A 12,232-nucleotide genomic window follows, 5' to 3' on the forward strand; every position below is an offset into this window, starting at 1 on the left:
AGCCCCGGCGGCTGCCGCTGCGCCTGCTTCCGGTGAAGCGGCCAGCGATGAAATCACCGACGCCGAGTTCGAGTCGCTGCTCGACCAGTTGCATGGCAAAGGCCAGTTCGCGGCCGACGCCGTAGCTCCGGCGGCCGCTGCACCGGCTGCCCCGGCGGCGGGCGACAGCTCGGACATCACCGACGACGAATTCGAAGCCTTGCTCGATCAGTTGCACGGCAAGGGCAACTTTGCCGTCGATGCGCTGGAGTCGGCGATTGCTTCGGTTCCTGCACCTGCTGCTCCGGCAGCCGCTGCGGCCGGTAGCGATCTGATCACCGACCACGAGTTCGAATCGCTGCTCGACGATCTGCATGGCAAAGGCAAGTTCACTGACGTCGCCACCGGTGCCGTCGTGACGGCCGGCAATGCTTCGGCGGTTGCAGCGCCTGCTGCGAAGGCTCCGGCCGCTGCGGCAAAACCTGCTGCAAAAGCGCCTGAGCCGAAAGCCGAACCGGCCAAACCGGCTGCCGCTGCGGCACCGGCTCCGGCCCGTGCACCGGCGACTCCGCCACCGGAAAAACCGGCGAGCGAAGCCGAGACCACCGTGCGTGTGGACACCGCGCGTCTCGACGAAATCATGAACATGGTCGGCGAGCTGGTACTGGTGCGTAACCGTCTGGTGCGCCTGGGCCTGAACAGCGGCGACGAGTCGATGCAGAAGGCCGTGTCGAACCTCGACGTGGTCACCGCCGACTTGCAGACCGCCGTCATGAAGACCCGGATGCAACCGATCAAGAAAGTCTTCGGCCGCTTCCCGCGTCTGGTTCGCGACCTGGCACGCCAGCTCAAGAAAGAGATCAACCTGGAACTGGTGGGCGAAGAGACCGATCTCGACAAGAACCTCGTCGAGGCACTGGCCGACCCGCTGGTCCACTTGGTGCGCAACGCGGTCGACCACGGCATCGAGTCGCCGGAAGAACGTGAAGCTTCGGGCAAGGCCCGTGGCGGCAAGGTGATCCTGGCGGCCGAGCAGGAAGGCGACCACATCCTGCTGTCGATCTCCGACGACGGCAAAGGCATGGACCCGAACGTCCTGCGCGCCATCGCCGTGAAACGCGGTGTGATGGACAAGGATGCCGCCGATCGCCTGAGCGACACCGAGTGCTACAACCTGATTTTCGCCCCGGGTTTCTCGACCAAGACCGAGATCTCCGACGTGTCCGGCCGCGGTGTGGGCATGGACGTGGTGAAGACCAAGATTTCCCAGCTCAACGGTTCGATCAACATCTACTCGACCAAGGGCCAGGGCTCGAAGATCGTCATCAAGGTGCCGCTGACGCTGGCGATCATGCCGACCCTGATGGTGATGCTCGGCAACCAGGCGTTCGCGTTCCCGCTGGTGAACGTCAACGAAATCTTCCACCTCGACCTGTCGACCACCAACGTGGTGGATGGCCAGGAAGTGGTGATCGTGCGGGACAAGGCGCTGCCATTGTTCTACCTCAAGCGCTGGCTGGTCAGCTCCGCCGCTCACGAAGAGCAGCGCGAAGGCCATGTGGTGATCCTTTCGGTGGGCACCCAGCGGATCGGCTTCGTCGTCGATCAACTGGTCGGCCAGGAAGAAGTGGTCATCAAGCCATTGGGCAAGATGCTCCAGGGAACTCCGGGCATGTCCGGCGCCACCATCACCGGTGACGGCCGCATTGCACTGATTCTCGATGTTCCGAGCATGCTCAAGCGTTACGCCGCACGGCGTATTTGAATCCGGGGCGGCGGGGCGACAACGTCCCGCCGCACCTAATGGAGTGTTTATGGCAGTCAAAGTCCTGGTGGTGGACGATTCGGGTTTTTTCCGCCGCCGCGTCTCGGAAATTCTTTCAGCGGATCCGAGCATCCAGGTTGTCGGCACGGCAACCAACGGTAAAGAGGCGATCGATCAGGCCCTGGCCCTCAAGCCGGACGTGATCACCATGGACTACGAGATGCCGATGATGGATGGCATCACGGCCGTGCGGCACATCATGCAGCGCTGCCCGACACCGGTGTTGATGTTCTCCTCGCTGACGCACGAAGGCGCCCGGGTCACCCTGGATGCGCTGGATGCCGGCGCGGTGGATTTCCTGCCGAAGAATTTCGAAGACATCTCCCGCAATCCGGAGAAGGTCAAGCAACTGCTGTGCGAGAAGGTTCACAGCATCTCGCGCAGCAACCGTCGTTTCAGTGCCTACAGTGCGCCGGCACCAGCCGCTGCACCTGCACCTGCGCCGACTCCGGCAGCGGCGCCGTCGAGCTTTGGCAGCCACAGTGCTCCGGCCCGTCCGGCCCCTGCGCCTGCACCGACTCGCGCGCCAGCGGCCAGCGCTTCGTCGCCGGCCCCGAAACGCAAAAACTACAAGCTCGTGGCGATTGGGACATCGACCGGTGGCCCGGTTGCCCTGCAACGGGTCCTGACCCAGTTGCCGGCCAACTTCCCGGCGCCGATCGTGCTGATCCAGCACATGCCGGCGGCCTTCACCAAGGCCTTCGCCGAGCGTCTGGACAAGCTGTGCCGCATCAGCGTCAAGGAAGCCGAGGATGGCGACATCCTGCGTCCGGGCCTGGCGCTGCTGGCACCGGGTGGCAAGCAGATGATGATCGACGGCCGTGGCGCGGTGAAAATCCTGCCGGGCGACGAGCGTCTGAACTACAAGCCGTGCGTGGACATCACCTTCGGTTCAGCGGCCAAATCCTACAGTGACAAAGTTCTGGCGGTCGTACTGACCGGCATGGGCGCCGACGGCCGTGAAGGTGCACGCCTGCTCAAGCAGGGCGGCAGCACGGTCTGGGCCCAGGACGAAGCCAGTTGCGTGATCTACGGCATGCCGATGGCCATCGTCAAAGCTGACCTCGCCGACGCGGTGTACAGCCTGGACGATATCGGCAAGCACATCGTCGAGGCATGCGTCTGATGGATGTTCTAAGCCTTATCGGGATCATCATGGCGTTCGTCGCCATCATCGGCGGCAACTACCTTGAAGGTGGTCACCTCGGCGCGCTGGCCAACGGCCCGGCGGCGCTGATCGTGCTCGGTGGCACCGTCGGTGCCGCGCTGCTGCAATCGCCGATGAGCGCGTTCAAGCGCGCCATGCAGATTCTGGCCTGGATCTTTTTCCCGCCGCGTGTGGACCTGGCCGGCGGCATCGACCGCGTCGTCAACTGGAGCCTCACCGCCCGCAAGGAAGGCCTGCTGGGTCTGGAAGGCGTGGCGGATGCCGAGCCTGATGCCTACTCGCGCAAGGGCCTGCAACTGCTGGTCGACGGCGCCGAGCCGGAAGCGATCCGCAGCATCCTCGAAGTGGATTTCTACACTCAGGAAGCCCGTGACATCGAGGCTGCCAAAGTGTTTGAAAGCATGGGCGGCTATGCGCCGACCATCGGCATCATCGGTGCGGTAATGGGCCTGATCCACGTGATGGGCAACCTGGCCGATCCGTCGCAACTGGGCAACGGTATCGCGGTCGCGTTCGTCGCCACCATCTACGGTGTGGCCAGTGCCAACCTGGTGTTGCTGCCGGTGGCTGCCAAGCTGAAGTCAATCGCGTTGCGACAGTCGCGTTATCGCGAAATGTTGTTGGAAGGGATCCTGTCGATCGCTGAAGGTGAAAACCCACGCTCCATCGAGTTGAAGCTTCAGGGCTTCATGGATTAAGGGACTAACCTCATGGCACGTCGTCGCCAGCATGAAGAGCACGTAAACCATGAACGTTGGCTGGTTTCCTACGCCGACTTCATCACCTTGCTCTTTGCCTTTTTCGTGGTGATGTACTCCATCTCGTCGATCAACGAAGGCAAGTACAAGATCATCTCCGAAGCGCTGATCGGGGTCTTCACCGACTCCGACCGCGCGCTCAAGCCGATCCCGATCGGTGAAGAACGACCGAAGACCGTGACTCCGGCCAAGCCGCTGGTCAAGGACGCCGAACAGGTCGACGCCGGCATCGCCGGAGCCAGCGATCCGCTGAAAAGCATCGCCGATGACATCAGCGCCGCGTTCGGCGACCTGATCTCCTCGAACCAGATGACCGTGCGCGGCAACGAGCTGTGGGTCGAGATCGAACTCAACTCCAGCCTGTTGTTCGGCAGCGGTGATGCGATGCCGAGCGACATCGCGTTCAACATCATCGACAAGGTCGCAGCGATCCTCAAACCGTTCGACAACCCGATCCACGTCGAAGGCTTCACCGACGATCAACCGATCCGCACGGCGCAGTATCCGACCAACTGGGAACTGTCCTCGGCGCGTTCGGCGAGCATCGTGCGCATGCTGGCGATGCAGGGCGTGAACCCTGGCCGCATGGCCTCGGTGGGCTACGGCGAATTCCAGCCGGTGGCCAATAACGCCACCGCCGAAGGCCGGGCGAAGAACCGTCGTGTGGTGCTGGTGGTGTCGCGCAATCTCGATGTGCGCCGCAGCCTGACCGGCACCGGAACCGCCCATGCGCAACCGGACGCCGCGTTGAAGCGTGCTGGCACACAAACTGCACCGACCCCGGTCAAGACGCCGGGACGCGAGAGTGCCGTCAATTCTCCGTCGCCCGCATTAATACGCTGAACCATGTCTCGGCCGAGTATCCCGGCCGGGAGGAACGATCTGAATGAGAGTCTGGGCAGTCGCCAATCAAAAGGGTGGTGTTGGTAAAACCACTTCTTCCATCGCTTTAGCCGGTTTGCTGGCAGAGGCGGGCAAGCGCGTGGTCGTGGTCGATCTCGACCCGCACGGCTCGATGACCAGCTATTTCGGTTACGACCCCGACAGCCTGGAACACAGCAACTACGACCTGTTTCTGCACAAGGGCAGTGTGCCGCAAGGCCTGCCGGGCCAGTTGCTGCTGTCGACCAGCGACGAACGCATTTCCCTGTTGCCGTCGAGCACTGCGCTGGCCACCCTCGAGCGCCAGTCGCCGGGGCAGAGTGGCCTGGGCTTGGTGATCGCCAAGAGTCTGGCGCAGCTGTGGCAGGACTTCGATTACGCGATCATCGACAGCCCGCCGTTGCTCGGCGTGCTGATGGTCAACGCCCTGGCCGCGAGTCAGCAACTGGTGATCCCGGTGCAGACCGAACACCTGGCCGTCAAAGGCCTAGAGCGCATGGTCAACACCCTGGCGATGATCAACCGCTCGCGCAAACAGGCGCTGCCGTTCAGCATCGTGCCGACCCTGTTCGACCGCCGCACTCAGGCGTCGATGGGCACCTTGCGCGTGTTGCGCGACAAATTCCCCGACGAGATCTGGCAGGGTTACATCCCGGTCGATACCCGTCTGCGCGACGCCAGTCGTGCCGGTGTCACACCCTCGCAGTTCGACGGCAAGAGCCGTGGCGTGCTGGCCTACCGCGCGCTGCTCAAGCATCTGCTGGCGCAGCAACTCGTTCCGCAGGTGGCTTGAGCATGAATCGGCCGATCAAGCTGACGTCCAAGCCGCAACTGGCGCTGCAGTCCTATCTGGACGGCTTGCTGCAGGAAGTGACGGACGAGGTCGAGCAGGAAATCGCAGCGCCGGTCGAGGTGGTCGAGACCGCTGCGGCGCTCGATGAATTCCAGGCTGCCGTGCTTGAAGAGCAGGCCCGGGATGCGCAAAAAGCCGCCCGGCCGATCGCCCCGGTTGCAGCGCCCGCCGCTGTGGTAGCCAAGGCTCCCGCGACGTTGATCAAAGAGCCTGAGCCGGTGCGCGTGGTTTCGACGCTGGCGCCGCTATTGCAAACCCAACTTCTGCAAACGCCTGCGGTTCCGGTGGCGCCAGAGCCCGAGCCTGTAGCGCCTGCGCCAGCCCCGCTCGAACCGACCCTGGTTGCGCCGCTGGTCGAAGTGCATCTGCCGCCAAGCAACACGCCGCCACCGGTAGAAACCGACGGTCGTCCGGCCTGGGCTTCGGAAGCCTTCGAATGCCTGCTGTTCGACGTGGCCGGGCTGACGCTGGCGGTGCCGCTGGTGTGCCTGGGTTCGATCTATTCGCTGGCCGGCCATGAGCTGACGCCGCTGTTCGGTCAGCCGGAATGGTTCCTCGGAATCCTGCCGAGCCAGGCCGGCAACCTGAAGGTGCTGGACACCGCACGCTGGGTCATGCCGGATCGATATCGCGATGATTTCCGTCAGGGCCTGCAATACGTGATTTCGGTGCAGGGTTACGAGTGGGGCCTGGCGGTGCATCAGGTCAGTCGCTCGTTGCGCCTGGACCCGAATGAAATCAAATGGAGAAGTCACCGGGGTCAGCGGCCATGGCTCGCCGGCACGGTGATTGAACACATGTGCGCCTTGCTCGATGTCTCCGCTCTGGCCGAGTTGATCGCCAGCGGTGGGGCAAAGCACATGTCCGGCAGTAAGCCGAACCACAAACCGACATAAAAGACAGTACCGGCATTCAAATGCCGGCGAACGAAACACACACCGCCAGGCGCGGTTTTTCGAGGGGCTAGGGTATGAACGACAAGGCTACGGCGGCAAAGGGTTCCGAAGATCCGATCCTGCAATGGGTGACCTTCAAGCTGGACAACGAAACCTACGGCATCAACGTGATGCGCGTTCAGGAAGTCCTGCGCTACACCGAGATCGCTCCGGTTCCGGGTGCGCCAAGCTACGTGCTGGGCATCATCAACCTGCGCGGCAACGTGGTGACCGTGATCGATACCCGTCAGCGCTTCGGCCTGATGAGCGGTGAGATCAGCGACAACACCCGTATCGTCATCATCGAAGCCGACAAACAAGTGGTTGGCATCATGGTCGATAGCGTGGCCGAAGTGGTTTACCTGCGTCAGTCGGAAATCGAGACCGCACCGAACGTCGGTAACGAAGAATCGGCCAAGTTCATCCAGGGCGTGTGCAACAAGAACAACGAGTTGCTGATCCTGGTCGAGCTGGACAAGATGATGAGCGAAGAAGAATGGTCGGAACTGGAGAACATCTGATTGATTCTCGAGGTAGCGGTCATTGTCCTGTTCCTGTTCTGGGCAGGCACGCTGGCGATGTTTCTGGCGTACATCAAGGCGCAGCGCGTGATCGCTGCGCAACAGGCCCAGGGCGATGCGCTGCGTGATCAGCGCATCAAGGACCTGGCCAAGCGTGTCGACGATTACCAGAACGGCAACGTGCGCATGGGCGAAGCCCTGCACGAGCTGCGCTCGGTGGTCGGTCCGATCCCGGACAAACTCGCCCAGCTCGAACAGCGCGATCCTTCCAGCCTGTCATTCGCCCAGGCGGCTAAACTGGTGGGAATGGGCGCGAGCGTCGATGAGCTGACCCAGTCCTGCGGGTTGACCCAGGCTGAGGCGGAGTTGATGCGCAAGTTGCACAGAAGCAGCTAAAAGCTTCAGGCGGGAACGAAAAAACGCAGTCATCGATGACTGCGTTTTTTTTGCCTTCAGTAATCGTCGCCGCGTTCGGTGACGTCTTTCTCGACCATCGGTGCATCCGGGTTGTGTCCCGCCGGGAACTTGCCCTTGAGGTTCCAGGCAAACGCGATGATCTCGGCGATCGTGCGGTACAGCTCTTCAGGGATGCTGTCGCCCAGTTCCATCCGCGCCAGCAGTTTCACCAGCTCGGCGTTTTCGTAGATCGGCACTTCACAGTCGCGGGCGATCCGCAGGATTTCTTCGGCCAGTTCTTCGTCGCCCTTGGCGGTGAGGGTCGGGGCGTGGCTGCCGTCGTATTTGAGGGCGATGGCCTGGCGTGGAGCGGTGGTGTCATTCATGCGGTTTCGTCGACCCAGCGGTGTTCGAGGCGGGTTTGGATGCCTTGCGGCGGGGTGCCGAGGTGGCAGTCGAGGTCGCCGACGTTCAGCCCGGAATCCAGCAGGCGCTGACGCAGTGCGGTCAGGTTGCTTTCGATCAGGCTCGCGGTATACGGCCGCTCGGCCCACAACTGGCTGGACAGGCTGCCGCCGATCAACTGTGCCTGAATCTGCATCGGCCCCAGCGGTTCCATGTCGAACGCCAGATCGACGCGCCACAGTTGTTGTTTCGGTTCCCGCTCATCGCGGCGCTGCTCGTTCGCTTCCTGTTTCTCCGGCGCTTCTTCGCGCTGGAACTTGACCTGCAACGGCACGATGTCTTGCATGTTGCGCATCGGGATTTCCAGTTGCCAGGTGCTGAGCAGGCGCCCATCGTCGGTCACGCCGGTCTGTTCCAGGCTCGACAGCTGATGGCTTTGCAGGCGCGACACGGCGGCTGCGGCCAGGCGCAGCAGATGTTCCAGATCGCCTTCGCCTTCCAGACTTTGCAGCAGCCGGTCGGGCAGGGGGAAACTGCTCGGCACCGGTTTTGCGCTGACCTGACCGAGCATGCCGAGGGCGTTGCGCACGAAGCTTGGCAGCGCCTGAGCCAGCGTGTTGGCGGCGATAATTGCGTTCAGGTTGGTGTTGCCGGGCAGGCCGGGGGTGAGCTGGGCGATCAGCTTGAGCAGATCGGCTTTCATGTCCGGGGCCAGTGTCGGGGTCTGCCCGGTCAGCAGTTTGGTTTCGAGGAACACGCCGCTGTTGGCCAGTGCCTGGGCCAGACCTTTTGGGGTACTCAGTTGCTGCACGTCCGGCAGGTTGGCGAGCAGTTTGTCCACGGCGGCGCGCAAGTCCTGGGAGGTCTGATCGGTGGCGGGGGGCAGGCTCTGGAGCATTTTCAGCAAGCCGTCGAGCGAACCCTGACGGCTTTGCTGACTGACCAACTGCTGGCTGACCGCCAGTTGTTCCTGGCGATTGCTCAGCGGCAGGAACTTCAGGGTCTGCGAGTCCTGTACCAGCGCCGAGAGCAAGGTGCCGATGCGCAACGGTTGCGGGCTGTCGATGCTCAGGGTGCTGCCGCTCAACGCGGTGTTGAGCAGGCTGACCATCGAGCGGTACACCGTCGGTTGCCCCGGTACCTGCGGCAAGACCTGAGCCGTCAGCACCTTGCCTTGCAGCAGCGTACCGACCGGCAGTTGCGCGGTATCGATGCGGGTGAGGGTGGCGACGCTGCTGGCGATGGCCTGTTGCACGGTGATCGCCAGATTGCCCGCCGACGGCTGGGTGATCGCCAGGCTGGTGCCTTGAGGCAGCGGCAGATTGCTGGTCGCCTGCACGGTGGTCTGACGGCCGCTGTCCAGCGTCACCTTGAGCAGCAACTCAAAGGTCTGATCCGCCTGCTTGAGCGACAACACCTCGGCCTTGGCGCTCTGGCCGGCGGCAATCAGCCCGTCGACCGGCGTCAGCAACTTCAGCAGCTCACCCACCTGCGGGCGAACGGTCGCCGGGGTGGTGGGCGGGAGCGGGAGGATGTTCATTTCGCCTGTCATACGCGGACACAACCTGAGGAAAATGCACTCTGGAGAGAGGATGGCGACATGTATAATGCCGCCCGTCCTTCCATTCGTTCAAAAAACATAGCAATTGTTTGACGCAGCTCTCTGGATTGAGCCGTCATTGCATTTATGCTGCAACTCTTTAACGGCCGCGCCAGAGCCGACTTGAACCGTATAAGGCCCGTGATCCCTTGACCAGTCCTGTCCTGCAAACCGTTGCCCTCGCGTGTGAACGTGATCTGCGACTGCTCTTCGACAATCTCGAATTGAGACTGGCCAGTGGCGATATGGTGCAGATCAGCGGCCCCAACGGCAGCGGCAAGACCAGCCTGCTGCGTTTGCTGGCCGGTCTGATGCAGCCGACCGACGGTCAGGTGCTGCTCAACGGCAAGCCGCTGGGCGAACAACGCAGCGAGCTGGCGCGCAACCTGCTGTGGATCGGCCATGCCGCCGGGATCAAGGATTTGCTCACGCCGGAAGAAAACCTCGCCTGGCTCTGCGCCCTGCATCAACCTGCCGAACGTGACGCGATCTGGCAGGCACTGGCGGCGGTTGGATTGCGCGGTTTCGAGGATGTTCCCTGCCACAGTCTGTCCGCCGGTCAGCAGCGCCGCGTGGCACTGGCGCGGTTGTATCTGGACAGCCCGCCGCTGTGGATTCTCGACGAACCGTTCACCGCGCTCGACAAGCAGGGTGTGGCCCAGCTTGAAGAACACTTGGCCGGGCACTGCGAACGGGGAGGGCTGGTGGTGCTCACCACGCACCATACGCTGAGCCGGATGCCGGCCGGTTATCGCGACATCGATCTGGGGAATTGGGCGGTATGAGTGTGTTCGGCCTGCTGGTTGCCCGTGAATCCCGACTGCTGTTCCGCCGCCCGGCGGAGCTGGCCAATCCGCTGATTTTCTTCGCCATCGTCATCGCTTTATTCCCGCTGGCCGTCGGACCGGAAACTCAAGTATTGCAAAACTTGTCCCCGGGGTTAGTCTGGGTGGCGGCACTTTTGTCGGTCCTGCTCTCGCTGGACGGGCTCTTCCGCAGTGATTTCGAAGATGGCTCCCTTGAACAGTGGGTCCTTTCGCCGCACCCCCTGCCACTTCTGGTATTGGCCAAGGTGCTGGCACACTGGCTTTTTTCCGGGCTGGCACTGGTTTTGCTCTCGCCGTTACTGGCGTTGATGCTCGGGTTGCCGGCTGCGTGTCTGCCGGTATTGCTGCTTTCGTTGCTGCTGGGAACACCGGTGCTGAGCTTGCTCGGCGCGGTGGGCGCGGCGCTGACGGTCGGTCTGAAACGCGGTGGCCTGTTGCTGGCGCTGCTGATTCTGCCGTTGTACATCCCGGTGTTGATCCTGGGCAGTGGCGCCTTGCAGGCGGCGTTGCAGGGGATGCCGGCGATTGGTTATCTGTTGTGGCTTGGTAGCCTGACCGCCCTGGCAATAACCCTGACACCCTTTGCAATAGCTGCTGGCCTGAAGATCAGCGTCGGCGAATAATGAGGTCTGGTTAAAATTTAACCAGCAAAGACCCTGAGACTGCTCACACCGATGAGCGGCACCCGTGATGGAAACAGTATGAACTGGACCTGGTTTCACAAGCTCGGCTCGCCCAAGTGGTTCTACGGCATCAGCAGCAAGTTGCTGCCGTGGTTGAGCATCGCAGCGTTGTTGCTGATCTCCGTTGGCGTCATCTGGGGCCTGGCCTTCGCGCCGCCGGACTATCAGCAAGGCAACAGCTTTCGCATCATCTATATCCACGTACCCGCCGCGATGCTCGCTCAGTCGATCTACGTGATGCTGGCGGTGTGCGGTGTGGTCGGGTTGGTGTGGAAGATGAAACTGGCCGATGTCGCCCTGCAATGTGCCGCACCGATCGGCGCGTGGATGACCGCCGTGGCGCTGGTCACCGGGGCGATCTGGGGCAAGCCGACCTGGGGTTCGTGGTGGGTCTGGGACGCACGGCTGACCTCGATGCTGATTCTGCTGTTCCTGTATTTCGGCGTCATTGCGCTGGGCAACGCCATCAGCAACCGCGACAGCGCCGCCAAGGCCTGCGCGGTGCTGGCCATCGTCGGTGTGATCAACATTCCGATCATCAAATACTCGGTGGAGTGGTGGAACACCCTGCACCAGGGCGCGACCTTCACCCTCACCGAAAAACCGGCGATGCCCGTCGAGATGTGGCTGCCGCTGCTGCTGACGGTGCTGGGTTTCTACTGTTTCTTCGGCGCCGTGCTGTTGCTGCGCATGCGCCTTGAAGTGCTCAAGCGCGAAGCCCGCGCCAGTTGGGTGAAAGAAGAAGTGCAGAACAGCCTGGAGGCCGCTCGATGAGTTTCGCGTCATTCGGCGACTTCCTCGCCATGGGCCATCACGGCCTGTATGTCTGGTCGGCCTACGGCATCTGTCTGGCGGTACTGGTCCTCAACGTGGCGGCGCCGATCGCGGCCCGCAAGCGTTATCTGCAACAAGAGGCGCGTCGTCTGCGCCGGGAGAACGGCAAGTGAATCCGCTGCGTAAAAAGCGTCTGATCATCATCCTGGCAATTCTGGTCGGGGTCGGCGCTGCCGTCGGCCTGGCCCTGAGTGCCCTGCAGCAGAACATCAACCTGTTTTACACCCCGACCCAGATCGCCAACGGCGAAGCGCCGCAGGAGACCCGCATCCGCGCTGGCGGCATGGTCGAGAAGGGCTCGCTGCAGCGCTCCACGGATTCGCTGGACGTCAAATTCGTGGTCACCGACTTCAACAAGTCCGTGACCATCACCTATCGCGGGATCCTGCCGGATCTGTTCCGCGAAGGTCAGGGCATCGTCGCCCTCGGCAAGCTCAACGCCGATGGCGTGGTGGTCGCCGATGAAGTACTGGCCAAGCACGACGAGAAATACATGCCGCCGGAAGTGACCAAAGCCCTGAAGGACAGCGGTCAATCCGCGCCAACCCCTGCGAAGGAGGGTTGAT

General features: G+C 62.5%; 15 protein-coding genes. 13 read left to right on the top strand and 2 right to left on the bottom strand.

Annotated features, from left to right (window positions below; all coding sequences use genetic code 11):
- From PMI24_RS25510 to PMI24_RS25545, 8 genes are all read left to right on the top strand, one after another.
- Positions 1-1,744: chemotaxis protein CheA (locus tag PMI24_RS25510; protein ID WP_007959215.1), on the top strand; the 1,744-nt coding region annotated here is incomplete at its 5' end.
- A gap of 49 nt (positions 1,745-1,793) precedes the next feature.
- Positions 1,794-2,930, top strand: a complete 1,137-nt coding sequence (locus tag PMI24_RS25515; protein ID WP_007959216.1) for a protein-glutamate methylesterase/protein-glutamine glutaminase — start codon at positions 1,794-1,796, stop codon at positions 2,928-2,930.
- Positions 2,930-3,670, top strand: coding sequence for a flagellar motor protein (locus PMI24_RS25520; protein WP_007959217.1), 741 nt, complete (start codon positions 2,930-2,932; stop codon positions 3,668-3,670). Before PMI24_RS25515 ends, PMI24_RS25520 begins: the two co-directional genes overlap by 1 nt.
- Positions 3,671-3,682: 12 nt before the next feature.
- Positions 3,683-4,573: a flagellar motor protein MotD gene (gene motD / locus PMI24_RS25525; RefSeq protein ID WP_007959218.1), complete on the top strand. Its 891-nt coding sequence runs from the start codon at positions 3,683-3,685 to the stop codon at positions 4,571-4,573.
- A 43-nt stretch (positions 4,574-4,616) separates the two neighbouring features.
- The gene (locus PMI24_RS25530) at positions 4,617-5,405 is read left to right on the top strand and encodes a ParA family protein (RefSeq protein ID WP_007959220.1); all 789 of its coding nucleotides are present in this window, start codon (positions 4,617-4,619) and stop codon (positions 5,403-5,405) included.
- A gap of 2 nt (positions 5,406-5,407) precedes the next feature.
- On the top strand, positions 5,408-6,361 hold the full coding sequence (locus PMI24_RS25535; RefSeq protein WP_007959222.1) for a CheW domain-containing protein: 954 nt from the start codon (positions 5,408-5,410) through the stop codon (positions 6,359-6,361).
- Positions 6,362-6,435: 74 nt separating this feature from the next.
- A complete protein-coding gene (locus PMI24_RS25540) occupies positions 6,436-6,921 on the top strand; it encodes a chemotaxis protein CheW (RefSeq protein ID WP_007959223.1) in 486 nt (161 codons plus the stop codon).
- Positions 6,922-7,317 (top strand): DUF2802 domain-containing protein, encoded by a 396-nt coding sequence (locus tag PMI24_RS25545; protein WP_007959226.1) that lies wholly within the window; start codon positions 6,922-6,924, stop codon positions 7,315-7,317.
- A gap of 56 nt (positions 7,318-7,373) precedes the next feature.
- Here the strand turns inward: PMI24_RS25545 and PMI24_RS25550 are convergent, their stop codons facing one another.
- Entirely contained in the window at positions 7,374-7,703 is a 330-nt protein-coding gene (locus PMI24_RS25550) for an EscU/YscU/HrcU family type III secretion system export apparatus switch protein (RefSeq protein WP_007959228.1), read from the bottom strand.
- Positions 7,700-9,274, bottom strand: coding sequence for a flagellar hook-length control protein FliK (gene fliK / locus PMI24_RS25555; RefSeq protein ID WP_007959230.1), 1,575 nt, complete (start codon positions 9,272-9,274; stop codon positions 7,700-7,702). Before fliK ends, PMI24_RS25550 begins: the two co-directional genes overlap by 4 nt.
- Positions 9,275-9,471: 197 nt before the next feature.
- Between fliK and ccmA the strand changes: the two genes are divergently transcribed.
- From ccmA to ccmE, 5 genes are all read left to right on the top strand, one after another.
- The gene (ccmA, locus tag PMI24_RS25560) at positions 9,472-10,107 is read left to right on the top strand and encodes a cytochrome c biogenesis heme-transporting ATPase CcmA (protein WP_007959232.1); all 636 of its coding nucleotides are present in this window, start codon (positions 9,472-9,474) and stop codon (positions 10,105-10,107) included.
- Complete coding sequence (gene ccmB / locus PMI24_RS25565; RefSeq protein WP_007959235.1) at positions 10,104-10,772, top strand: heme exporter protein CcmB; 669 nt, start codon at positions 10,104-10,106, stop codon at positions 10,770-10,772. The genes ccmA and ccmB overlap by 4 nt, the downstream gene beginning before the upstream one ends.
- Before the next feature lie 78 nt (positions 10,773-10,850).
- Positions 10,851-11,606, top strand: coding sequence for a heme ABC transporter permease (locus PMI24_RS25570; RefSeq protein WP_007959237.1), 756 nt, complete (start codon positions 10,851-10,853; stop codon positions 11,604-11,606).
- Positions 11,603-11,779: a heme exporter protein CcmD gene (ccmD, locus tag PMI24_RS25575; RefSeq protein ID WP_007959239.1), complete on the top strand. Its 177-nt coding sequence runs from the start codon at positions 11,603-11,605 to the stop codon at positions 11,777-11,779. Before PMI24_RS25570 ends, ccmD begins: the two co-directional genes overlap by 4 nt.
- Positions 11,776-12,231: a cytochrome c maturation protein CcmE gene (gene ccmE / locus PMI24_RS25580; RefSeq protein WP_007959241.1), complete on the top strand. Its 456-nt coding sequence runs from the start codon at positions 11,776-11,778 to the stop codon at positions 12,229-12,231. Before ccmD ends, ccmE begins: the two co-directional genes overlap by 4 nt.
- Position 12,232: the final 1 nt, after the last annotated feature.

This window comes from Pseudomonas sp. GM25, assembly GCF_000282255.1.
Classification (GTDB): domain Bacteria; phylum Pseudomonadota; class Gammaproteobacteria; order Pseudomonadales; family Pseudomonadaceae; genus Aquipseudomonas; species Aquipseudomonas aphyarum.